The sequence below is a fragment of the Amycolatopsis alkalitolerans genome (assembly GCF_006152065.1).
Lineage (GTDB): Bacteria > Actinomycetota > Actinomycetes > Mycobacteriales > Pseudonocardiaceae > Amycolatopsis_E > Amycolatopsis_E alkalitolerans.
The window spans coordinates 1-22,642 of record NZ_VDFW01000024.1; the positions used below are offsets into that span (position 1 = coordinate 1).

General features: G+C 69.2%; 23 protein-coding genes and 1 pseudogene. 14 read left to right on the forward strand and 10 right to left on the reverse strand.

Annotated features, from left to right (window positions below):
• The first annotated feature begins 300 nt into the window (after window positions 1–300).
• Entirely contained in the window at window positions 301–1,131 is an 831-nt protein-coding gene (locus FG385_RS23930; RefSeq protein WP_268815938.1) for a PaaX family transcriptional regulator, read from the forward strand.
• 89 nt (window positions 1,132–1,220) lie between these two features.
• Here the strand turns inward: FG385_RS23930 and FG385_RS23935 are convergent, their stop codons facing one another.
• Window positions 1,221–1,943, reverse strand: a complete 723-nt coding sequence (locus tag FG385_RS23935; RefSeq protein WP_139099030.1) for an IclR family transcriptional regulator — start codon at window positions 1,941–1,943, stop codon at window positions 1,221–1,223.
• A gap of 53 nt (window positions 1,944–1,996) precedes the next feature.
• Here FG385_RS23935 and styA point away from each other — a divergent pair, with 53 nt between their 5' ends.
• The 3 genes from styA (at window position 1,997) to FG385_RS23950 (ending at window position 4,600) form a co-directional block, all read left to right on the forward strand.
• The gene (gene styA / locus FG385_RS23940) at window positions 1,997–3,226 is read left to right on the forward strand and encodes a styrene monooxygenase subunit StyA (RefSeq protein ID WP_139099031.1); all 1,230 of its coding nucleotides are present in this window, start codon (window positions 1,997–1,999) and stop codon (window positions 3,224–3,226) included.
• Between the two features lie 61 nt (window positions 3,227–3,287).
• Complete coding sequence (locus tag FG385_RS23945; RefSeq protein WP_139099032.1) at window positions 3,288–4,118, forward strand: alpha/beta fold hydrolase; 831 nt, start codon at window positions 3,288–3,290, stop codon at window positions 4,116–4,118.
• Window positions 4,119–4,180: 62 nt separating this feature from the next.
• Entirely contained in the window at window positions 4,181–4,600 is a 420-nt protein-coding gene (locus tag FG385_RS23950) for a VOC family protein (RefSeq protein WP_139099033.1), read from the forward strand.
• Window positions 4,601–4,647: 47 nt separating this feature from the next.
• Here the strand turns inward: FG385_RS23950 and FG385_RS23955 are convergent, their stop codons facing one another.
• Together FG385_RS23955 and FG385_RS23960 are read right to left on the reverse strand one after the other, a co-directional pair.
• Window positions 4,648–6,288: a thiamine pyrophosphate-binding protein gene (locus tag FG385_RS23955; protein WP_139099034.1), complete on the reverse strand. Its 1,641-nt coding sequence runs from the start codon at window positions 6,286–6,288 to the stop codon at window positions 4,648–4,650.
• A 55-nt stretch (window positions 6,289–6,343) separates the two neighbouring features.
• Window positions 6,344–7,345, reverse strand: coding sequence for a glutathione S-transferase family protein (locus FG385_RS23960; RefSeq protein WP_139099035.1), 1,002 nt, complete (start codon window positions 7,343–7,345; stop codon window positions 6,344–6,346).
• 70 nt (window positions 7,346–7,415) lie between these two features.
• Here FG385_RS23960 and FG385_RS23965 point away from each other — a divergent pair, with 70 nt between their 5' ends.
• On the forward strand, window positions 7,416–8,768 hold the full coding sequence (locus FG385_RS23965) for a WS/DGAT/MGAT family O-acyltransferase (RefSeq protein ID WP_139099036.1): 1,353 nt from the start codon (window positions 7,416–7,418) through the stop codon (window positions 8,766–8,768).
• 6 nt (window positions 8,769–8,774) lie between these two features.
• On the opposite strand, the gene FG385_RS35685 is transcribed toward FG385_RS23965, so the two are convergent.
• Together FG385_RS35685 and FG385_RS35690 are read right to left on the reverse strand one after the other, a co-directional pair.
• On the reverse strand, window positions 8,775–8,975 hold the full coding sequence (locus tag FG385_RS35685; protein WP_407645536.1) for an aldo/keto reductase: 201 nt from the start codon (window positions 8,973–8,975) through the stop codon (window positions 8,775–8,777).
• A 61-nt stretch (window positions 8,976–9,036) separates the two neighbouring features.
• A pseudogene (locus FG385_RS35690) lies at window positions 9,037–9,123 on the reverse strand (aldo/keto reductase); the annotation flags it as partial.
• Window positions 9,124–9,290: 167 nt separating this feature from the next.
• Here FG385_RS35690 and FG385_RS23975 point away from each other — a divergent pair.
• The 3 genes from FG385_RS23975 to FG385_RS23980 all read left to right on the forward strand — a co-directional run bounded on the left by FG385_RS23975 (window position 9,291) and on the right by FG385_RS23980 (window position 11,206).
• Window positions 9,291–9,464 carry a helix-turn-helix domain-containing protein gene (locus FG385_RS23975; protein ID WP_268815939.1) on the forward strand — a complete coding sequence of 58 codons (174 nt, stop codon included), beginning with the start codon at window positions 9,291–9,293 and terminating at the stop codon, window positions 9,462–9,464.
• Window positions 9,465–9,860: 396 nt separating this feature from the next.
• Window positions 9,861–10,007: a hypothetical protein gene (locus tag FG385_RS34045; RefSeq protein ID WP_160148874.1), complete on the forward strand. Its 147-nt coding sequence runs from the start codon at window positions 9,861–9,863 to the stop codon at window positions 10,005–10,007.
• Window positions 10,004–11,206, forward strand: coding sequence for an MFS transporter (locus tag FG385_RS23980; protein WP_139099037.1), 1,203 nt, complete (start codon window positions 10,004–10,006; stop codon window positions 11,204–11,206). The genes FG385_RS34045 and FG385_RS23980 overlap by 4 nt, the downstream gene beginning before the upstream one ends.
• Here the strand turns inward: FG385_RS23980 and FG385_RS23985 are convergent.
• From FG385_RS23985 to FG385_RS23995, 3 genes are all read right to left on the reverse strand, one after another.
• On the reverse strand, window positions 11,203–11,586 hold the full coding sequence (locus tag FG385_RS23985; protein WP_139099038.1) for a type II toxin-antitoxin system death-on-curing family toxin: 384 nt from the start codon (window positions 11,584–11,586) through the stop codon (window positions 11,203–11,205). The two genes, FG385_RS23980 and FG385_RS23985, sit on opposite strands and share 4 nt — an antisense overlap.
• Window positions 11,587–11,684: 98 nt before the next feature.
• Entirely contained in the window at window positions 11,685–13,085 is a 1,401-nt protein-coding gene (locus tag FG385_RS23990; protein ID WP_139099039.1) for an amidase, read from the reverse strand.
• Window positions 13,082–14,008 carry a D-2-hydroxyacid dehydrogenase gene (locus tag FG385_RS23995; protein ID WP_139099100.1) on the reverse strand — a complete coding sequence of 309 codons (927 nt, stop codon included), beginning with the start codon at window positions 14,006–14,008 and terminating at the stop codon, window positions 13,082–13,084. The genes FG385_RS23990 and FG385_RS23995 overlap by 4 nt, the downstream gene beginning before the upstream one ends.
• A 153-nt stretch (window positions 14,009–14,161) precedes the next feature.
• Here FG385_RS23995 and FG385_RS24000 point away from each other — a divergent pair, with 153 nt between their 5' ends.
• The 4 genes from FG385_RS24000 to FG385_RS24015 all read left to right on the forward strand — a co-directional run bounded on the left by FG385_RS24000 (window position 14,162) and on the right by FG385_RS24015 (window position 17,879).
• Window positions 14,162–14,902: a maleate cis-trans isomerase family protein gene (locus tag FG385_RS24000; RefSeq protein WP_139099040.1), complete on the forward strand. Its 741-nt coding sequence runs from the start codon at window positions 14,162–14,164 to the stop codon at window positions 14,900–14,902.
• Between the two features lie 29 nt (window positions 14,903–14,931).
• Window positions 14,932–15,645: a maleate cis-trans isomerase family protein gene (locus FG385_RS24005; RefSeq protein ID WP_139099041.1), complete on the forward strand. Its 714-nt coding sequence runs from the start codon at window positions 14,932–14,934 to the stop codon at window positions 15,643–15,645.
• Entirely contained in the window at window positions 15,636–16,310 is a 675-nt protein-coding gene (locus tag FG385_RS24010; protein ID WP_139099042.1) for a GntR family transcriptional regulator, read from the forward strand. Before FG385_RS24005 ends, FG385_RS24010 begins: the two co-directional genes overlap by 10 nt.
• A 237-nt stretch (window positions 16,311–16,547) precedes the next feature.
• Window positions 16,548–17,879, forward strand: coding sequence for an MFS transporter (locus FG385_RS24015; protein ID WP_160148875.1), 1,332 nt, complete (start codon window positions 16,548–16,550; stop codon window positions 17,877–17,879).
• Between the two features lie 30 nt (window positions 17,880–17,909).
• On the opposite strand, the gene FG385_RS24020 is transcribed toward FG385_RS24015, so the two are convergent.
• Both FG385_RS24020 and FG385_RS24025 read right to left on the reverse strand, forming a co-directional pair.
• A complete protein-coding gene (locus FG385_RS24020; RefSeq protein WP_139099044.1) occupies window positions 17,910–18,971 on the reverse strand; it encodes a tartrate dehydrogenase in 1,062 nt (353 codons plus the stop codon).
• Complete coding sequence (locus FG385_RS24025; protein WP_235022762.1) at window positions 18,968–20,422, reverse strand: NAD-dependent succinate-semialdehyde dehydrogenase; 1,455 nt, start codon at window positions 20,420–20,422, stop codon at window positions 18,968–18,970. Before FG385_RS24025 ends, FG385_RS24020 begins: the two co-directional genes overlap by 4 nt.
• Before the next feature lie 86 nt (window positions 20,423–20,508).
• Between FG385_RS24025 and FG385_RS24030 the strand changes: the two genes are divergently transcribed.
• Both FG385_RS24030 and FG385_RS24035 read left to right on the forward strand, forming a co-directional pair.
• The gene (locus FG385_RS24030; protein ID WP_139099046.1) at window positions 20,509–21,765 is read left to right on the forward strand and encodes an aspartate aminotransferase family protein; all 1,257 of its coding nucleotides are present in this window, start codon (window positions 20,509–20,511) and stop codon (window positions 21,763–21,765) included.
• A 150-nt stretch (window positions 21,766–21,915) separates the two neighbouring features.
• Window positions 21,916–22,416 (forward strand): DUF3830 family protein, encoded by a 501-nt coding sequence (locus FG385_RS24035; RefSeq protein ID WP_139099047.1) that lies wholly within the window; start codon window positions 21,916–21,918, stop codon window positions 22,414–22,416.
• The last annotated feature ends 226 nt before the right edge of the window (window positions 22,417–22,642 follow it).

Genomic DNA, 22,642 nt, shown 5'->3' on the forward strand with positions numbered 1-22,642 from the left:
CATCGTGAAAGCCGCACTCACCCTGACCCATTTTGAACATCGAATGATCAAATGAAAGTCGTTGAGATCACGTCGCTGTGCGGCCAGTGCGCACGCGACGAATCGGTTATCCACGAACCCTGGGTAGAGGATTTTCCCGTTGGAGAATTGCTGCCGAGACCGGCCGGGTCACTGACACGATTCCTGCCCTGACGCACTATCCTGCCACCGCCGGTGGCACCCGCGCGGTATACCGTGGGTGAACTGACCACCGGCGACGGGAGGTGACGGCCGATGGGGGATGCCGCTGCGCGCCCCACGATGAGCAGGCGGCGTGAAGTCAGCCATACGAGCGCCCGCTCGCTGCTGATGACGGTGCTCGGTGAGTTCGTTCTTCCCCGCGGCCGCCCGGTATGGACCTCGACCCTGGTCGACGTGCTGGCCATGTTCGGCGTCGAGGAGAAGTCGGCTCGCCAGGCCCTCGCCCGTACCGCCGCCGAGGCCTGGCTGGTTTCCGAACGCGTCGGCAGGCGCGTGCGGTGGTCGCTCACACCTCCGGGTCGGCGTCTGCTGACCGAAGGCGCGGACCGGATCTACGGCTTCGGCCGGGACGGCGGCGACTGGGACGGCCGGTGGCTGATGTTGCTCGTTTCGGTGCCGGAGACCAAGCGGGATCTGCGGCACACCCTGCGCACGCGGCTGACCTGGGCGGGTTTCGGTTCGCCGACGCCGGGCGTGTGGATCAGCGCCGACGCCGCCCGGCAGGACGAGGCGGACGAAATCGTGCGCACGCTGGGCCTCGACCGCGAGGCGATGTCCTTCGTCGCGTCGTACGGGAAGATCGGCGACGAGGACGCGATGGTCTCCGCCGCCTGGGATCTCACCGCGCTCGAGGGGCGGTACGAAGGCTTCATCGAGGAGTTCGCGGGCCTGCGCCCCGCGACCGGCGCCGAGGTCCTTTACGCGCAGACCCGGCTGGTGCACGAATGGCGGCGGTTCCCGTTCCTCGACCCGCAACTGCCGGTCCGGCTGCTCCCGGCGAGCTGGAGCGGGGTGCAGGCCGCGGAGTTGTTCCACCGCAAGCACGTCGAGTGGCGCCCCGCCGCGCAGGACCACTGGACCCTGCTGACCTCGGAAGAAGAAGCCGCCTGACCCCCAACCCCCGAGATCTACCTTCACGCGCCCGAGTCCGACAATGGCCACACCGCCGCCGGCGCGGGCCCGGTCCCCAAAAGTCGAACTCACCGTCCTGAACGTAGATCCCGGCGTTTTGAACGTAGATCCCGGCGGGGGGTGTGGGAGAGACGGGCCGCGGTATGGCGGACCGCTTCGGCGGCCTTGTCCTCACCGAGGTCCCCGCCGACGAAAACGACCGCGACACAACCGATCGTGCCCTCGGCGAGCCACACCGGAGCCGCGATCTCGGTGAGCCCGGCATGCAGTTCGCCCACCGTCCGCACGTACCCGGTCTGGCGCGCCCAACCGACCTCCGGCCGCTCCTCTGGGCGCGGCGGGCGCGCCGCGGAGATGGCCAGCCCGCACGCCCCGCGATCCATCGGCGAACGGGTCCACGGCCGGTACGCGGCGACACCGATCCGATCGCGATCGGGCTCGACGGTGACCAGCGTGACCACCTGCCCGCCGCGTGGCACCGCGAAGAACGCCGTCGCGGGCAGGCTGTTTGCCAACTCGCCCAGCACGTCGTGCAGCTGCGCCTGTGTCTCGCCGAGCACCGACCGGCTCAGCACCAGCAGCCCGAGGCCCATCGTGTACCGGCCCTCGGCAGTACGCCGAACGAGTTCACGATCTTCCAGTGTGCGGAGGATCCGGTAGACAATCGAGCGGTGCAGACCGGTGGCGGATGCCAAGTCCTGGCTCGAACGGGCCTGGCCGTCGGCGAGGACGTCCAGCACGTCGAGCGCGCGGTCCAGCGTCTGAGCCCGGACACCCGGTTTGGTCTCCACCCACAAACCCCCTCAGTGTTGTCTGCGTCACATTATCAATTCCGGGAGCGGTCATGGCAGGAATCGGGATCGTCGGAGCCGGTGTCGCCGGGTTGCACCTCGGGCTTCTGTTACGGCAGCACGAGGTGCCCGTCACCATCTACAGCGACCGGACAGCGCGGCAACTGGGCAGCGGCCGGATGCTCAACAGCGTCGCGCACCACCACGCGACCATCGAACGCGAACGTGCGCTGGGCGTCGATCATTGGGAAGCCGAGGAATACCACTATTTTGGGCACCACCATTACCTCGGCGGCGGGCCGCAGCCACTGGTGTTCCCCGGTTTCTTCACCGCGCCTTCGCGCGCAATCGACTACCGCCTTTACCTTCCGGCTCTTCTGGAGGATTTCGTTTCACGCGGCGGAGAATTCGACGTGCGCCCCGTGCAGGCGGCGGATGTCGTCACGCTTTCCGAAAGGCACGATCTCGTGGTGATCGCTTCGGGCCGCGGCGACATGAGCGCGATGTTCCCGCGCCGGGCCGACAAATCTCCTTATGACGCACCGCAACGCAAACTGTGCGTCGGCCTGTACGAGGGGGTCGCGCCGTCCGATCCCCGTGGGGTCACGATGAGCGTCGCCGCCGGGCACGGCGAACTGCTCGAGATCCCGATCTACTCGTCGGCCGGACACGTCACCGCATTGCTGTTCGAGAACGTGCCGGGCGGGGACCTGGAAATGCTCGCCGAAATCAGCTACGAGGACGATCCCGCCGGTTTCGAAAAGACCATCTTGGACAAGACACGGCAGTACCATCCAGCGACCTTCGCGCGTATCGACCCGGCCGCGTTCCACCTGACCGGCCCGCTGGATGTGTTGCAGGGCGCTGTGCTGCCGTCGGTCCGCGAGGATTACACTCGCCTGCCCAACGGCCGCTACGTCGTCGCGGTCGGCGATGCGCACGTGGTCGTCGACCCGGTGATCGGCCAGGGGGCGAACTGTGCTTCGTATTCGGCCTGGGAACTGGGGCATGCGATCGTCGAGGACCCGAACTTCGACGAGCGGTTCTGCCGGAAAGTGGCCGACCGCCGGCGCAACCGCGTGTACGCGACGGCGGACTGGACCAATCTGATGATCCGTACGCCCCCGCCACCGCACCTGCTGCGGATGTTCGGGGCGATGGCGCAGAACCAGGCCGTGGCCGACGAGTTCACCGAGAACTTCAGCTACCCCGACCGGCAATGGGACAACCTCGCCACCCCCGAACGGGTGCAGCACTACCTCACCGCCCGCGGCCTGTCGTAACCTGCCGCCGCACCTCACCTGCCCCGCCGAGGGCGGCGGGGGTGGCGGTTAGGGTTCGGGCGTGACCGAACACGTGAGTATCCCGACCGCCGCGGGCGCCTTCGACGCGATCGCGGCCGGGCCCGCCGACGGCCGGCCTGTCCTGCTGCTGCACGGCTTCCCCGAGGCGGCGATCTCCTGGGATTACCAGGTCGCGGTGCTCGGCGACCGTGGCTTCCGCGCCGTCGCGCCGGATCAGCGCGGGTACTCGCCGGGGGTGCGGCCGCAGGCCGCAGCCGAGTACGGCATCGACGAACTGGTCGAGGACGTGCTCGCGATCGCCGACGAACTCGGCTGGGCCCGGTTCGACCTGGTCGGCCACGACTGGGGCGGAGCGGTCGCCTGGTGGACGGCGGCCGAGCACCCCGCGCGCCTGCGCACGCTGAGCGTCGTCTCGACCCCGCATCCCGGTGCGCTCGGCGAGGCCCTGCGCACCGACGAGGACCAGCAGTTGCGCTCGCAGTACATGCGGGACTGGCGGAGCAGCGGCACGGAACGCCGGATGCTCGCGAACAACGCCGAAGCGCTCCGGCGCATGTTCGAGTGGCGCGTCGGCAACAGCCGCGTCGACGAATACGTCCAGCGCCTGTCTGAGCCGGGCGCGCTCACCGCGGCACTGAACTGGTACCGCGCGAGCCGCCCCGCCGGGAAGATCGGCAAGGTCGGGGTGCCGACGCTCTACGTGTGGAGCACCGAGGACGTCGCCTTCGGCTCGACCGCGGCTTTCGCCACCGAACAGTGGGTGACCGGCGCGTACTCGTTCCAGATGCTGGAGGACGTGACCCACTGGGTGCCCGAGGAGGTCCCGGAGGTGCTCACCGGGTTGCTCCTCGAACACCTGGCCAGCAAGTAGGTGACCGCCAGCGCACCGGCGTCGTGCGCGAAATTGTCGGTGGGTCGGGCTAGCTTCACGACATGGCATACGACTTCCAGGTGACCGTCGACAGCGCCGAGCCGCACACCCTCGCCGATTGGTGGGCCGAGGCGCTGGGCTGGGCGGTCGAACCGAGCGACGAGGCCTTCATCAGACGCATGGTCGCCGAAGGGCATGCGACGGAAGAGGACACGAAGACTCATCGCGGCGTCCTCGTCTGGCGGGTGGGCGCGGCGATCCGGCATCCCGACTCCGGGCGGCGCGTACTGTTCCAGGGGGTTCCCGAGCCGAAAACGGTGAAGAACCGGATGCACCTCGACGTCGCGGTCGGCGAGCGGCGCGAGACCGAGGTGGAGCGGCTCACCGGGATGGGCGCGAAGGTGCTGTTCCGCGGGCAGCAGGGGCCGTACACGTGGGTCACGATGGCCGACCCGGAGGGGAACGAGTTCTGCCTCCAGTGAGCTCAGCGGCGAACGCCCGGCGCGCGCGTCCCCGGGTGCGCGACCTTTCAGCGGCCGGACGCGCGGTACCAGCGGGGCGAGGTGTTCAGCGGCGGCTTCAGCGCGGCCCGCACCACCAGCACGTTGGGCTCCTCGGCACGGACGAACTCCCCCAGCAGCCGGCGGAAGGCGCGGCCGAAGCCCTTGACCTCCTCCGCGTGCACGCCGAACGAACGCGCCAGGCCCACGAAATTCGGCGTGTGCAGGTCCACCCCGCGGTGCGGCACGCCGGCGCGATCCTGGTCGAACCGCAGCATCCCGTACCCGCCGTCGTCGACGATGACCACCGTCAGCGGCAGCGACTCCTGCGCGAGCGTCGCCAGATCCCCGCAGCCGTAGAGGAACCCGCCATCCCCGCTGACGCACACCACCCGCCCGCTCCCGCTCGCCGCCGCGCCCAGCGACGCCGGGAAGCCGAAGCCGAGCGTGCCCCAGCCCATCGGGTAGGCGAACCGGCGCGGCGCGCGAGCCCGGAGGTAGCCGCCCGCCCAGTAGCCCGCAACGCACATGTCGGCCACGACGACGGCGCCCTCGGGCAGGGTTTCCTCAAGCGTGCCAAGGAAATCCGCCGCCTGCGGCTCGTCGGCGCGCATCCGGCGGCGCACCGCCTCACCGAGTCCGCGCAGCCGCTCACCCAGCTCGGTGAGCCCCGGCCGCGGTGCGAGCCCGGTGATCAGCTGGCTCACCACGTCCCGCGCGTCCCCGACGAGCGTGATGTCGGGCTGGTAGTTCTTCGCCGCGTCCTTCGGGTCGACGTTGACGGCGATCAGCTTCGGCGGCTTCGGCATCAGCCAGTTCTGCGTCATCAGCCCGTCGAAATCGCTGCCGACGCCGAGCACGACGTCCGCCTCGTCCCACAGGGCACCGACCTCGGGTGCGTGCACCGGCGTCGGCGCGGCGCACGGATGCTCCGGCGGCAGCAGCCCGCGCGCGGCGAACGTCGTGATGACCGGTGCGGCGAGCCGCTCGGCCAGCTCACCGACGACGGTGCCGGCCTCGGCCCGGACGGCGCCACCGCCGGCCCAGATCAACGGCCGCTCCGCACCGGACAGCAGTGCGCGTGCGTAGTCCAGGTCGTCGATGTCGACCGCGGCGAACCGTTCGGTCAGATCCTCCTCCGGCGCTCGCTCGGTCTCGGCGCGCAGGAAGTCGGTGGGGATGCCGAGGTAGACCGGCCCGCTCTGCGGTTCGCGCGCGAACCGGGCCGCACGCGCGACGGCCCGGGCGATCTCCTTCGGCGACTCGACGGTGGTCGCGGCCTTGGTGACCGGCGCGAACAGGGCGGCCTGGTCGCTGGTCTCGTGCAGCACGCCGCGGACCACGTTCGGCCGCCGCAGCGTGGACGGGATGTCCGTGGCCAGCACGAGCACCGGCGAGGCCGAGGCCATCGCCTCGCCGACCGCTCCCAGCGTGTTCGCCGCACCCGGCCCGGTGGTGACCATCGCGACCCCCAGCTTGCCGGTCGCGCGCGCGTACCCGTCGGCCGCGTACCCGGCGGTCTGCTCGTGCCGCACCCCGATCATCCGGATCCCGCTGCCCGCCAGTGCCTCCCAGATCGGCAGGTTGTGCACACCGGGAAGGCCGAACGCGACATCGGTACCGAGCTCGGTGAGCGCCTCTACCAGATGCTGTGCGCCGGTCTTGTTCACCCGTCCAGGTTAGGCCCACGGGCCCCGGACGCACTGTCGGTGTGCCCCATGCGTGTCACCACTGCGGCGGGAGGGTTTCCGCGGCGGGCGGCGGCCCGGGCGGGGTGCCGTCGCCGAAGGGATGCCCGCCGAGCGACTCGCGGCCGTGCGGGGTGGCCCAGCCGCGCAGGTCCGGACCATTCGGCACGATCCGCGCCGGGTTGATCCGCTCGTGCACCTGGTAGTAGTGCCGCTTGATGTGGTCGAAGTCCACGGTGTCGCCGAAGCCCGGGGTCTGGAACAGGTCACGCGCGTACGCCCACAGCACCGGCATCTCCGTGAGCTTGTTCCGGTTGCACTTGAAATGCCCGTGGTAAACCGGATCGAACCGGACCAGCGTCGTGAACAGCCGGATATCGGCCTCGGTGATCATCTCGCCGACCAGGTAGCGCTGCCGCGAAAGACGGTCCGACAAATGGTCCAACCGGGCGAAAAGCCGGGCGTACGCGTCGTCGTACGCGGACTGTTTCGAGGCGAAACCGGCTTCGTAGACGGCGGCGTTCACGTCGCGGTACACCGCCGCGTTGATCTCGTCGATCTCGTCGCGGTGCTTTTCCGGGTAGAGATCGGGCGCGCCCGGCCGTTGATGGGCCGTCCACTCCGTCGCGAAGTCGAGAGTGATCTGCGGGTAGTCGTTGGTCACGAGCTTGCCGCTGGGGATGTCCACGACGGCCGGCACGCTGATCCCGCCGTCGTAATCCGGCTCCGCCGCGTGGTACGCCTCGGCGAGGAAACGTATGCCCAGCACGGGATCCCGGCCGTCCGGGTCGAGGGTGAAGCGCCAGCTGCGCTCGTCCTGGATCGGGTCGGCGACCGCGACCGAGATCGCCTCCTCGAGGCCGAGCAGCCGCCGCACGACGAGCCCGCGGCTCGCCCACGGGCACGCACGGCTGACCACGAGCCGGTACCGGCCGGGCTCCACGGGCCAGCCGTCGCGCCCGTCGGCGGTGACGCGCGCGGCGAAATGATTGGGAGACCGGACGAACTCGCCGGTTTCCGGATCGGTCGGCACGGTCATACCAACAGCGTAGGTGCATTACGAGTACCTGGCAGTAGACTCGGCCAACCGGCACGAGAGGTGGACCACCATGGCGCTGATGCCCTTCACCGACTCGATGTTCCTCCTGGTCGAAAGCCGCGAGCATCCCATGCATGTGGGCGGCCTGCAGCTGTTCCGTAAACCCGAAGGCGCCGGCGCGGACTTCCTGCGCGGACTGCGCGAGGATCTGCTCAAATCCGACGAGGTGCCGCCGCTGTTCCGGCGACGGCCCGCGCGTCCGGTGAACACGGCCGGCTATCTCGCGTGGTCGCAGGACTCGGACGTCGACCTCGACTACCACTTCCGCCATTCCGCGCTGCCCGAACCGGGCCGCGTCCGCGAACTGCTCGAACTCACCTCGCGCTGGCACAGCACGCTGCTCGACCGGCATCGCCCGCTGTGGGAGATCCACCTCGTGGAGGGCCTGCGGGACGGCCGGTTCGCGATGTACAGCAAGATCCACCACGCACTGATGGACGGCGTCTCCGCGCTGCGGCATCTGCAGGGAACCCTCAGCAGCGACCCCGACGATCACGCCTGCCCGCCGCCGTGGGGTTCGCGCCGGGCGCCGCGGGAGAAGGCGAACCGGTCGTTCGTGCGTACCGCGCGCAGTTCCCTGAGCCAGCTCGCGGGCCTGCCGCCGGCCGCGGTGAGGGTGGCGAACGAGGCCTTCCGCGAGCATTCGCTGCTCTTGCCGATGCAGGCACCGCGCACGATGTTCAACGTCCCGATCGGCGGCGCCCGCCGGTTCGCCGCCCAGTCGTGGCCGCTGTCGCGGGTACGCTCGATCGCGGTCAAGACCAATACCTCGCGCAATGACGTCGTGCTCGCGATGTGCGCCGGCGCGCTGCGCGACTACCTGATCGAGCAGAGCGCGCTGCCCGACGCGCCGCTCGTCGCGATGGTGCCGGTGTCCATGCGCAAGCAGGCGGAGACCGAGTCGAGCGGGAACCAGATCGGCGCGCTGCTGTGCAATCTCGGCACCGACAAGACCGACGCGGCCGCGCGGCTCGCGACGATCCACCGTTCGATGCGCGACGCGAAGCGGATCTTCAAGGAGCTGACCCCGGTCCAGGCGCTGCTCCTGTCGGGGATCAACGTCGCACAGCTGGGCATCTCGACCGTACCGGGCGTCGTGACGAACACGCGGCCGCCGTTCAACCTGGTGATCTCGAACGTGCCGGGCCCGCGCTCGCAGATGTACTGGAACGGCGCCCAGCTCGACGGGATCTACCCGGCGTCGGTGCTGCTGGACGGGCAGGCGCTCAACATCACGCTCACCAACAACGGCGACAACCTCGATTTCGGCATCACCGGCTGCCGGCGCAGCGTGCCGCACCTTCAGCGGTTGCTGCTGCACCTCGACACCGCGCTGACGGAACTCGAAGCAGCGGTCGGCTGAGCCCGGTCAGGCGACGCCCTCCGGGCTCGCGCCCTCGACCTGCACCGCGCTCACGGTGATGCGCTCGATCTCCGCGAGGTCCTCGGGCGTCAGGTCGAGATCCGCCGCGCCGAGGCTGTCCTCGATGTTCTTCGCCCTCCGTGCGCCGACGATCGCGACGTGCACACCGGGCTGGTGCAGCGTCCACGCGATGGCCAGTTGGCTCACGGTCGCACCCTCGTCCGGGGTTGATCCCGCCCTTGGTCGCGATGACCAGATTGTCGCGGTCGCGCTTGAGCTCTTCGCGTAACGCGCGGCCCAGCATCGCCTCCGATTTGCCGAAACCGTAGGCCTGCGCGGTGTCGAAGAAGTTCACGCCAAGCTCCCGCGCGTGCTGGATCGCCTGTACCGCGGTGTCTTCGTCGAACGACGCGCGCGGCCGCGCATCGTGGACCAACTCCAGGTGCCGACCTCAAAATAACTGTTTGACAGTGTTTTCGCACACTGTCCACACTGGCGCGCGTGCCCCTTCGCGACCTCCGCGTGCTCGCGCATCCCTTGCGGCTGCGCCTTTTGTCGTTGCTCACCGGTGCTTCGCTCAGCGCGGCGGAAGCCGCGCGCGAGCTCGGCGAGACGCAGGCGAATGTGAGCTATCACCTAGTGTTTCGTGATCTTGTTGTCTTTGCGCGCGGGTGTGTTTGTTTGCCAGGGTGCTGAGTTGGCCCTTGGCGTCGCTGAGTTGGCTCGGGGCGTTATCGAGTTGGCCGGCCGCTGTCGCCGGGGGCACAGTCAGCGACCGGACCTGCCAACTCGACACCGCAGCGGACAAACCCACCGACCCTACGGGCAAACACGGCAACGTAAACCGGACAGGATCACACGACACTAGGGCGCCTGCACGAGGCGGGGCTTGTCGAGGTCGCCGAGGAGGTCAGCATCCGCGGCGGGAAAGCCCGGCGGTACCGGCACGATCCGGACACCGGGCCGCGTTTCACCCACGATCGCCCGGAAGAGGAGCAACTGCTCGCCGCCGCGCTCGCCGAAGAACTGCGGCGCCGTACCGAACTCCGCCTGCCGGACGGGCGTTCCTCGCTGACCGACGCGGAACTGTGGGTGGACGAGGCGAGCTGGGAGCGCATCGTCGAGCAGGTGCGCGAGCTGAGTGCCTTGCTGCACAAGGCCGCGGCGCCGCCGCGCACCGAGGGGACGGTGCGGGTGAGCGCCACGATGTCGCTGTTCGTCATGGACCCGGAACGGTGAAACCACCGGCGCACCGGGATTTCCGCTGGCTACTGACAGGACGGACGTGCGGCGAGCTCGGCAACGCCGTCGCGCCGGTCGCACTGGCCTTCGCGGTACTGGATCTCACGGGTTCGGCCGCCGATCTCGGGATCGTCATCGGCGCGCGGTCGGTCGCCAGCGTGCTGTTCGTCCTGTTCGGCGGGATGCTCGCCGACCGGCTGCCCCGCTCGGTCATCCTGCAGGGCACGGAGGTGGCCGCCGCGCTCACCCAGGCGACCATCGCACTGAGCGTCCTTTATGGATTCGCCTCGATCCCGCTGCTGATCGCGCTGAGCATGACGAACGGCGCGGTCGCGGCCGTGTCACTCCCGGCCGCGTCCTCGCTCACCCCGCAGACCGTGCCGGAAACCGTGCTGGCGCAAGCGAACGCGTACGTCCGGATCGGTGCGAACCTGGGCCGCTTCACCGGGGCGGCGCTGGGCGGCGTGCTGGTCGCGAGCCTCGGCACCGGCTGGGCGATCGCGGCCAACGCTTCGCTGTTCCTGGGCGCCGCGCTGAGCTACCGGCGGATCCGGCGGCACCTTCGCACGACCGCGACGGCCCGCCCGCTGGCGGAACTCGCGGAGGGCTGGCGGGAGTTCACCTCGCGGACCTGGATCTGGGTCGTGGTCGCGCAGTACTGTCTCGTCAACGCGGTGAACGTGGGCGCGATGCAGGTGCTCGGCCCGGTCGTCGCGGACGAGCACTTCGGCCGGCCCGCGTGGGGATTCATCCTGGCGGCGCAGACGATCGGCTCGCTGGGCGGCGGGGTCCTGGCCTCGCGCTGGCAACCGCGGCGGGCACTGCTCATCGGCGTCGCCCTCACCCTGGCCGACGCTGTCCCGCTCGCGTTGCTGGCGCAGGCGCCGCTGGTGTTTCCCTTGCTGGCCGCGGCTTTCGCCAACGGGGTCGCGATCGAACTGTTCACCGTGGCGTGGGACGTGTCGCTGCAGGAGAACATCCCCGCCGACCGGCTGGCGCGCGTGTACTCCTACGACATCCTCGGCTCGATCATCGCCCTGCCCGCCGGCGCCGCCGCGGCCGGCCCGCTCGCCGCGCGGTTCGGCACTCAGGCCACCCTCCTTGGTGGCGCGGCCCTCATCGCCGGCGCGACGGTCGCGGCACTGCTCAGCCGCGAGATCCGCACGCTGGCCAGGAAACCGGAACCCGTCGGCTAAACCGCGAAGCCCCGCAACCCGGCGGCGATCTCCGGCACTTCGATCTCACCGGTGGCCGCTGCGAGCACGAGCTTCTCCGCGGCGTCGACGTCGAGCCGCTCACCCAGGCTCTCACCGTTGACTTCGAGGAAAACCCAGGCGGCGGCCCAGGCGGCGCGCCTGTTCCCATCGTCCAGACCGCGGTTACGCACCAGCGAATGCAACAGCGCGGCCGCCTTCGTGAACAGGTCCGGGTAGGCGTCCTGGCCGAACACCGTCGCGGACGGGCGTGCCACTGCCGCGGCGAGCAAGCCGAAGTCCCGCACCTCGACCGGCCCGCCGGCCGCGTGCCGGGTCGCGGTCAGCACGTCCTCGACATCGAGGTAGTACGGATCCCGCACTACCTGGCCAGTCGCTCGTTGAGTTCCTCGCTGATCGAGGCGACCTTGGCCGCGGCCTCGCGGACCAGATGCTTACGGGTACCAAATCCGGTACCTGGCTAGCCTTGCGACGCCAGCGGGCTGAGGCGGGGCGGGCGGATCTCCTCCATCAGCTTCGCCACCGCCAGCACGAGGTCATCCGAATGCCGCGGCCCGACGATCTGCAGCCCGACCGGCCGCCCGGTTTCGGTGAGCCCCACCGGGACGCTGATCGCCGGCTGCTGGGTCATGTTGAACGGGTACGTGAACGGCGTCCACTCCGGCCAGCTCGACAGGCCACTGCCCGGCGGCACGTCGTGCCCGGCCTCGAACGGCACGATGCCCACGGTCGGCGTGATGAGCACGTCGAACCGGGTGTGGAACTCGCCCATCCGGATGCCCAGGGCGGCGCGCTCGGCGGTCGCGGCCAGGTAGTCGGCGGCCGAGAAGGTCTTGCCCAGCTCCCAGATCTTGAGCAGGCCGGGATCGACCTTCTCCGCCGACCCGGCCGGGAACGTGTTCAGCCACTGCGCCGCACCGGTCGACCACAGCACGTCGAAGGCGTCCTTCGGGTCGCCGAAACCCGGATCCGACTCCTCGATCCGCAGGCCCGCGTCGGCGAGCGCGTTCACCGCCGAGCGCACGATCCGCGCGACCTCCGGATCGACGTGGGCGTACCCGAGGGTCGGCGAGTACGCCGCGTTGAGCCCGCGCACGTCACGCCGGACCGCTTCGCGGTACGCGCTGATCGGCGGCGGGAGCGCCGCCGGGTCGCGGTGATCCGGCAAGGCCAGCACGTCGAGCATCAACGCCACGTCGTCGACCGAGCGCGCCATCGGCCCGGCATGCGAGAGCGCGCCGAACGGGCTCGCCGGATACAGCGGGATGCGCCCGTGCGTCGGTTTGAGACCGACGATGCCGCAGAACGCCGCCGGAATCCGCACCGAACCGCCGCCGTCGGTGCCGACGGACAACTCGCCCATCCCGGCCGCGACCGCCGCCGCGCTGCCCCCGCTGGAACCGCCCGCGGTCAGCGACGTGTCCCACGGGTTCCGCGTGATGCCGGTGAGCTTGCTGTCGGTCACGCCCTTCCACGCCAGCTCGGGCGTGGTCGTCTTGCCGAGCAGCACCAGCCCGTTCTCGCGTAGCCGCGCGACGACCGGGCTGTCGACGTCCCACGGCTGATCCGGGTCGACACAGGCCGAGCCGCGCAGCGTGGGCCAGCCCTGGGTGAGGAACATGTCCTTGATGGAGGTCGGCACTCCGTCGAGCCAGCCGATCGGGTTACCCTCCCGCCAGCGGGTTTCCGATGACTTGGCCGCTTCCAGCGCGACCTCGCGGTCGACGAGGCAGTAGGCGTTGACCTCGCCGTCCCGCTCCTCGATCGCCCGCAGGGCCATTTCGGTGGCCTCCACCGGCGAGATCTCACCGGAGGAATAGGCGGCGACCAGTTCACTCGCCGTCAAGACGGTGCTCATCATGCTCCTAGGTGCCCGGACGGCACGTAGCCCAGTTGTTTGTCCACGACATTACGAAGTGGCCGGCCAGTGTGCCAGCGTTCGAAGTTGTCCGCGAACACCTCGACGAGCGCGTTGCGCCAGCCTGCGAAGTCGCCTGACATATGCGGCGAGACGAGCACGTTCGGCATCGTCCACAATGGATCGTCGGGTGGCAGCGGCTCGGTCTCGAACACGTCGAGCGCAGCGCCCGCGATCCGGCCCTCCCGCATGGCCGTGACCAGGTCGGCCGTGACGACCAGTTCGCCGCGGCCGACGTTGACGAACCGGGCCGACTGCTTCATCGTGGCGAACGCGGCCGCGTCGAACATGCCCTTGGTCTGCTCGGTCAGCGGCGCGACGGCCACCACGTAGTCGAACGCGGGCAGGTGCCGCACGAGTTCGGCCGAGGCGTGCACGGCACCGAAGTCCGGATCGTCCTCGCGAGCCCGGCGCCCCATCCCCGACACGACCATCCCGGCGGCCCGCAGCATCCGCGCGATCGCCCGCCCGATCGGGCCCGTCCCCACCACGAGCGCGTGGCGGCCCGCGACGCGCTCGCTCTCCCGGTGCTGCCAGCGCCCCTCGCGCTGCAGTTCGAGTGAGCGCGGCAGGTCCTTGGCGAAGGCGATGATCACCCCCAGTACGTACTCGGCGATCGAGGCGTCGAACACCCCGCGCGAATTCGTCAGCGTCACGTCGCTCTCACGCAGTGCGGGGAACATCACCGGGTCGACACCCGCGCTCGCGATGTGCAGCCACCGGAGCTTGTCGGCGGCATGCCACGCGCCCGGCACCGCGGTGGAGAGGAAGTCGTAGACGAACAGCGCGTCGGCTCCGCGCAGCGCTTCGGCCAGGCCCTTTTCGCCGGTGTAACGGACCTCTGCCATGGACTCGATGGTCTCCATATCCGGGGGGCGCTGACCGCCGCACAGCACCGCCAGCACCGGAGTCCTCGGGCCGATCACATTGACACCGTAAGAGGCGGTCGTATGATTGTCAACAATCCGAGGGTCCACCCCGGAGGCCTTCTTCCAGAGCGTCACCTTCGGAGCCGAGCCTTGGATCTGGACTTTCCTGCCTTCGACGGGCCTTTGGCCCAGCGGGGTATTGGTGTCATCGCCCCGTTCGACCTCGCCCTGGAGCGTGAGCTCTGGCGGTGGGTGCCGATGGAGGTCTCGCTGCATCTGGCGCGCACGCCGTACGAGCCGGTCCCGGTGAGCATGGAGATGGCGCAGCTGGTCAGCAACAGCGCGCACCTGGCCGCCGCCACCCGCGACGTGCTGCACGTCGAACCAGAGGTCGTCGCGTACCTGTGCACCTCGGGCAGCTTCGTCAACGGCATCGACTACGAGCGATCGCTGTGCAAGGCGATCTGCGACGCCGGCGCGCCGGACGCGGTGACCACCTCCGGCGCGCTCGCCGAGGTGCTGCACCAGCTGGACGTGCACCGCGTCTCCGTCATCACCCCGTACGACGCGGACCTCACCGGCAAGCTGCACGGCTTCCTCGCCGAGATGAACGTGGACACCGTCTCCAGCGACCACCTCGGCCTCGGTGGCGGCATCTGGAAGGTCAGCTACCGGACGATCGCGGAGCGCATCCTCAACGGCGACCACCCCGACGCCGAGGCGATCTTCGTCAGTTGCACGAACCTGCCGACCTACGACCTGATCGAGCCGCTGGAGGTGGCGCTCGGCAAGCCGATCCTCACCGCGAACCAGCTGACCATGTGGGCCTGCCTGAAACGGATGGAGCTGCCGATCGTCGGTCCCGGAAAGTGGCTCAAGGACGTATCGTAGGATTGTTGACAACCTACGAGGGAGGTTTCGTGCCGACAGTCGGCTTCATCTACCCGGACCACGCGGCTGAGGACGACTACCCTTTCGCCGAACGGCTGCTGGGCTACCGGTTCTCCCTGCCGGTCGAGCACATCTACGGCACCGACCTGCATGCCGTGCCAGAACTGCTCGATCTGGGCAGTGAGCAGCGGCTGGCCGACGGAGCCGCGCTGCTGGCCAAGCACGAACCCGACGCGGTCGTGTGGGCGTGCACGAGCGGCAGCTTCGTGTACCGCTGGGGCGGTGCGCACGAGCAGGTCGAAAAGCTGGCGGCCGCGGCGGGGAAACCGGCGTCGAGCACGTCGTTCGCCTTCGTGCGCGCGGCGGAAAGGCTGGGGCTGAAGCGGGTCGCGGTCGCGGCGAGCTACCCCGACGACGTGGCGACGCTGTTCGTCGAGTTCCTCGCGCGCGGAGGGATCGAGATCGTCGCGATGTCCAGCGAGGGCATCGACACCGCCGCCGAAGTCGGGCGGCTTTCGCCCGGGGCGGTCATCGACCTCGCGGTAGGCCACGACCATCCGGATGCCGACGCGGTGCTCATCCCCGACACGGCGATGCGCACCCTTGGCGTGCTCGAGACCATCGAAGAACGGCTCGGCAAGCCCGTGCTGACGGCCAACCAGGTGACCATCTGGGAGGGCCTGCGGCTCGCGGGCGACGTGCCCGAGTCCGGCCAACTGGGGGCATTGTTCCGATGGCGATAGCCGAAATCGAACCGGTCAGCCGCGAGTCGACCGCCGCGATCATCGCGCGCCAGCTACGTGAAGCGATCATGAGCGGCTCGCTCCCGCCGGGCACGCAACTCGCCGAAACCGAACTGGCCGGGCAGTTCCAGGTGTCGCGCGGCCCGCTGCGCGAGGCGATGCAGCGGCTGGTGTCGGAGGGCCTGCTGCGCAGCGAACGGCATCGCGGGCTGTTCGTGATCGACCTTGAGCCCGAGGACATCCGCGACATCTACACCGCGCGCCTCGCGATCGAACGCGCGGCGGTGATCCGCATCATGACCAGCGGTGTCCAGGCCAAGGCGGCGGATCGGCTCGACGAGGTCGTGGCGGACATGGCCGCGGCGACGGAAGCCGAGGACTGGGACGAGGTTTCCGCCGCGGACACGCGGTTCCACGAGGTGCTGGTGTCGGCGTCCGGCAGCAAGCGGCTCGTGCGCATGTCCCGGACGCTGCTGATCGAGACGCGCATGTGCGTGTCGGCGCTGCGGCTCAAGTACGGCAAGGACGAGGAACGCGTGACCGAGCACAGGCTGCTCGCGCATGCCATCCGTGAGGGCGAGGACTACCGGGCCCTGCCCATGCTCGAGACGCATATGGAGGACGCGGTCCAACGCCTCGCCCCGGGCACGAGCCTGTTCTCGTAACGGGTTTGCCCCGCTGTAGCCCCACCTCGGCGACGAAACCCTTGAACGTCAGGTCCTGGGTCACTTCGTCCACTGTAGACTCCTCGGCCACTTCGCGTTCGGCCGGTGGACGGCGGGAGTGATCGCGACGCTTGACTCATCCCGTGGTCACCATTTGCCCATCGCCCGCGCGACCGGCGCCTCCGTATCTTTCCTCAGGAACGCCTCGGCTCAATGACGTCCGGAGGGCAGTTGCCAATGACGGTCGGCCAAACCGGAGAACCGGCGGCCCGCACGGGCACCGGTACCGCTTCCGGATCCGTGCGAGCACAACGCCGCCGCATCCTGATCTCGGGCTCGATCGGCACCACGATCGAATGGTTCGACTTCCTGCTCTACGGCCTGATCGCCCCCGTCGTCTTCGAGCCGCTGTTCTTCCCCAAGGCCGGCAGTCTCGTCGGCACGGTCGCGGTGCTGAGCACGTACGCCATCGGCTACGTCGCGCGCCCACTGGGCGGGGCGCTGTTCGGCCATCTCGGCGACCGCCTCGGCCGCAAACCGGTCATGTTCACGACGCTGATCCTGATGGGCGCCTGCACCACCCTGATCGGGCTGCTGCCGACCTACTCGGCGATCGGGATCGCGGCGCCGATCCTGCTCACCCTGCTGCGGTTCATCCAGGGTATCGCGCTCGGCGGCGAGACCGTGGGCGCGGTGATCATGGCGACCGAGGGCGCCCCGCACGGCAAGCGCGGCGGATACGCCGGGTTCATCCAGGTCGGCGCCGCGCTCGGGTCGGTACTCGCGGCGCTGTCGGCGAGCCTCGTGGCGGGCATGGCCGAAGGCGAGCGGTTGTCGTGGGGCTGGCGGGTGCCGTTCCTGTGCAGCGCCGTGCTCGTGATCGTCGGCGTGTACGTGCGGGCCAAGATCGATGAGTCGGCGGTGTTCAGGGCCGCGACGAAGAACGCCGCGCGGCGGGTCCCGCTGCTCTCGGCGCTGCGCGGGGAACCGAGGGCCTCCGTCACCGTTTTCCTGTGCACGATCGCGGAAACGAGCATGCTGCAGCTGTTCACCGTGTACATCCTGGTCTACGGGAAGCAGGCGCTGCACCTCGACAGCGCGGTCATGCTGCAGGGTGTGCTGATCGGCAACATCGTCGGCATCTTCGCGAACCCGCTGTTCGGGCGCCTCTCGGATTTCGTCGGCCGCAAGGTGATGCTGGCCTCCTCGCTCATCATCGGCGTGCTCTACGTGCTGTTCGTGTTCTTCCCGTTGTTGCGGACCCACGACCACACCCTCGTCGTGCTGGCGATCGCGATCCCGCCCGCGCTGATCCAAACGCTGCTGTTCGCCACCGAAGGCAGTTTCTACGCGGAACTGTTCCGGGACGCCAGCCGCCGGTTCTCCGGGCTAGGCGTGAGCCGCCAGCTCGGTGGGGTGGTCGGCGGGTTCTTCCCGCTCATCGCGACGTCACTGGTGGCCGTCTCCGGCTCGATCTGGTCGGTGATCGGTTATTACGTCGCGATCTCCGTGATCTCGCTGGGCGCGGTCCTGTCGGCCCGCGAGACCAGCCGGGAGACGCTAGCCTAGTTCGGCTACTCGGTTGAGGTGGCTGCCACGTCACGAAATCTTGACTGCCTCCGCGACGGCGGTGCCGAGCTCGGCGGTCGTGGACTTGCCGCCGAGGTCGGGGGTCGCCACCTCACCTGCGGCGAGCACGGTCTCGACGGCCGCGGACACGGAGCCGGCCGCCGCCCGTTCGCCGAGATGGTCGAGCAGCATTGCCCCGGCGAGGATCTGCGCCACCGGGTTCGCGATCCCCTGCCCCGCGATATCGGGCGCGCTCCCGTGGACGGCTTCGAACATGGACGGGTGCGTACTCTCGGGGTTGATGTTGCCCGAGGGCGCCATCCCCAGCCCACCGGTGACCGCCGCCGCCAGATCGCTCAAGATGTCCCCGAACAGGTTCGACGCCACCACCACGTCGATCCGCTCCGGCTGCTGCACCATCCGCGCCGCGAGCGCGTCGATATGGCACTGTTCACTGTGGACATCCGGGTACTCGGCGGCGATCTCGGCGAAGATCTCGTCCCAGAACGGCATCGTGTGGATGATCCCGTTGGACTTCGTCGCGGACACCACGCGTCCCGTCCGCGTTTTCGCGAGTTCGAAGGCGTACCGGACGATCCGCTCGACCCCGGTCCGCGTGAACACCGACTCCTGCAGCGCGAACTCGCCGGCCCCGGTGCCGTGACGGCCACCGATCCGGGAGTACTCGCCCTCGGAGTTCTCCCGGACGATCACCATCTCCAGCTCTCCGGCGGTGCGTCCGGCGAGCACCGTGTTGGTCCCGGGCAGCAGCCGCACCGGCCGCAGGTTGACGTACTGCGAGAACGCGCGGCGAAGCGGAATCAGCAGGCCCCACAAGGAAACGTGGTCCGGCACGCCGGGAAAGCCGACCGCGCCCAGCAGGATCTGGTCGAACCCGGCCAGCAGCTGCACCCCGTCGTCCGGCATCATGGTGCCGGTCTGCGCGAAGCGCTCGCAGCTCCAGTCGAATTCCGTCCACTGTAGAACGAACCCGTGCAGCTCGGCGGCGCGCTCGAGCACCTTGCGGGCTTCGATCTGGACGTCGACCCCGATCCCGTCGCCGGGGATGCTCGCGATGCGATAGTCGCTCACAGAGCGACCGCCACGTACTTGATCTCCAGGAACTCGTCGATGCCGACCGCCCCACCCTCGCGGCCGAGCCCCGACTGCTTGACTCCGCCGAACGGCGCGGCCGGGTTCGACACGATGCCCTGGTTGAGTCCGATCATGCCGGCGTCGAGGTTCTCCGAAACCCGCAGCGCTCGCTTGAGATCGTTCGTGTACACGTAACTGACCAGGCCGTACTCGGTGTCGTTCGCCGCGGCGAGTGCCTCTTCCTCGGTGTCGAACACCGAAATCGGCGCCACCGGGCCGAAAATCTCCTCCGAGGCCATGCGCGCGTCACGCGGCACGTCGGTGAGCACGGTCACCTGATAGAAGTGCCCTCGACCGTCCACAGTGGCCCCACCGGTGAGCACCTTCGCGCCACGCTCGGCCGCGTCCTGGACCAGTTCGGTGACCTTCTGGACCGCTTTGGCGTCGATCAGCGGGCCGACCACGACGTCCGGTTCGGTGCCGCGGCCCATGGGCAGCGCGGACATCCGCTCGGTGAGCCGGCGGGCGAACTCGTCGGCGACCCCACGCTGCACGTAGAACCGGTTGGCCGCGGTGCACGCCTCCCCGATATTGCGCATCTTCGCCTGCATCGCGCCTTCGATCGCCGCGTCGAGGTCGGCGTCGTCGAAGACCAGGAACGGCGCGTTGCCGCCGAGCTCCATCGACGTGCGCAGCACCTTGTCCGCGCACTGTTCCAGCAGTTTCCGGCCGACCGCGGTGGACCCGGTGAACGACAGCTTTCGCGCGCGGCCGTCGCGGATCAGCGGCTCCATCACGCCGCCGGGATCGGTCGTCGTGACCACGTTGAGCACCCCGGCTGGCAGGCCGGCCTCGGTGAGGATGGCGGCCAGCGCGAGCATCGACAGCGGGGTCTGCGCGGCAGGCTTGATCACCATCGTGCAGCCGGCGGCGATCGCCGGGCCGATCTTGCGCCCGCCCATGGCCATCGGGAAGTTCCACGGCGTGATCAGCAAGGTCGGGCCGACCGGCTGCCGGGTGACGAGGAAGCGGCCCTTGCCGTTCGGCGCGACCTGGTAGCCGCCGTCGATCCGCACGGCCTCCTCGGAGAACCAGCGGAAGAACTCGGCGGCGTAAGCGATCTCACCCTTCGCCTCGGCGAGCGGCTTACCCATCTCGAGCGTCATCAGCAGACCGAGTTCTTCGGTGCGCGCGTTGAGCAGCTCATAGGCGCGGCGCAGGATCTCGCCGCGCTCGCGCGGCGCGGTGCGGGCCCATTCGGCCTGCGCGGCGACGGCGGCGTCGAGCGCGGCCCTGCCGTCCTCGGGGGTCGCGTCCGCGACCTCGCACAGCTTCGCCCCGGTCGCCGGATCTTCGACGGAGAACGTCCTACCTCCTGTCGCGGGTACCCACTTGCCCCCGATGAACAGCTCCTTGTGCACGGCTTCGACCACGCCGGTCTCGCTCACATCCGCCTCCGTGTCAATTGCACCGCTTCGCCAGCCATGCTATGCATATTGTCAACAATCTACAACCCGCGTCAGGAGTAGCTTCCATGGCTCAGCTCTCACCTCTACTCAAGCAAGCCACTCCCGTCGTCGTCGATCACGGCGAAGGCGCGTACCTGTACGACGTCGACGGCAACCGGCACCTGGACTTCACCGCCGGCATCGGCGTGACGAGCACCGGCCACTGCCATCCGAAGGTCGTCCGCGCGGCGCAGGAACAGATCGGCAAGCTCATCCACGGCCAGTACACCACCGTGATGCACCAGCCACTGCTGAAGCTCGTCGAGCGGCTCGGGGACGTCCTACCTCCGGGGCTGGACTCGCTGTTCTTCGCGAACTCCGGTAGCGAAGCCGTCGAGGCGGCACTCCGGCTTTCGCGCCAGGCGACCGGCCGCCCCAACGTGATCGTGTTCCAGGGCGGGTTCCACGGCCGGACCGTGGCCGCGGCGACCATGACCACCTCCGGCACCCGGTTCAGCGCGGGCTTCTCGCCGCTGATGGCCGGGGTGCACGTCGCGCCGTTCCCGCACGCCTACCACTACGGCTGGGACGAGCAGACGGCGACCCGGTTCTGCCTGCGCGAACTGGACTACCTGTTCGCCACGGTGAGCGCGCCCAACGAGACCGCCGCGTTCTTCATCGAGCCGGTGCTGGGCGAGGGCGGTTACGTCCCGGCCAACACGGAGTTCATGCGAGGCCTGCGCGAACGCGCCGACGAGCACGGCATCCTGCTCGTGCTCGACGAGATCCAGACCGGTTTCGGCCGCACCGGGCGGTTCTGGGGGCACGATCACTTCGGCGTCCGGCCCGACGTCGTGACCATCGCGAAGGGCCTGGCCAGCGGTTTCCCGCTGTCGGGCATCGCCGCGTCGAAGGACCTGATGGCGAAGGCCTACCCGGGCTCGCAGGGCGGGACGTACGGCGGCAACGCGGTTTCGTGCGCCGCGGCACTGGCCACTTTGGACGTCATCGAGGAGGAAGGCCTGGTCGCCAACGCGGCGGCGCGCGGCCGGCAACTGCTCGACGGCGCCAGGTTGATCGGCGACAAGACCCCGGAGATCGGCGACGTGCGAGGACTCGGGCTGCTCGTGGGATCCGAGTTCACCACCGCTGACGGCAAGCCGGACACCGCGACGGCGCAGGCCGCACAGGCCGAGGCCGCCCGCCGCGGGTTGCTGATGCTCACCTGCGGCGCGTACATGAACGTGGTCCGGATGATCCCGCCACTGGTGGTCACGGCCGAGCAGATCGACGAGGCGCTCACTATCTGGCGCGAGACACTCGCGGCCGTCACGACGAACTAGGCGGCATTTCGGAGCGGCGGACCCGCTTGCCGTACGCACGCAGCCTGCCCCGCTGCGGGTCCTGCGATGGTTCCTCGTGAGGACGGCGCCGACGTCGTGCCGCCACCCGGGCAGCGAGGCAAGCCCCTCAACAGATCACTAAGGAGAACCGTGGCTCGCTACATCACCATCAGCCTCGACAAGCGCGGGGTGTCCTGCCGGGCCGTCCTGCTGGACCGGGAGGCGCCGCGCACCTGCGAGGCGGTCTGGAACGCCCTCCCGCAGAGCGGTTCGGCCTATCATGCGAAATACGCGCGGAACGAGGTGTACACGCTGGTTCCACCGTTCGCCGACCCGAAACCGGGACGCGAGAACCCGACCGTCACGCCTATTCCCGGCGATGTCGTCTATTTCGGTTTCGAAGCGTGGGAAATCGGCAACCCGGCCTACGGTTACGAGGATTCCAGCGAGGCATACGGCGCGCAGGGCGCGACCGATCTCGCCATCTTTTACGGGCGAAACAATTTACTGATAAACGGTGACGCCGGCTGGGTTCCGGGCAACGTTTTCGCCACGATCGTCGAGGGCCTCCCCGAAATGGCGGAAGCGGCCCAGGATCTGTGGTTGCGCGGGGTCGAGGGTGAGACGCTGTCGTACGCCAGGGCCGAGTGACCACGGCCTCACTCGTCCGCGTGAACTCAGCCAGATCACCAATCGTGCCAACGCTTTCACCCGATCGTGAGGGCGTGGCGCCCGGTTGCCGCATCAAGATCGCCATAATCGCACGTCACCAATTCGGGTGGGTTTACCAGTAGTGCGGCGGTACGAAGCGGTAACCCCTAGCAAAAACCCGAAAGTGTTACGCGTCTAAGCTGAAGGGATTTCGGCGCCCAACGGC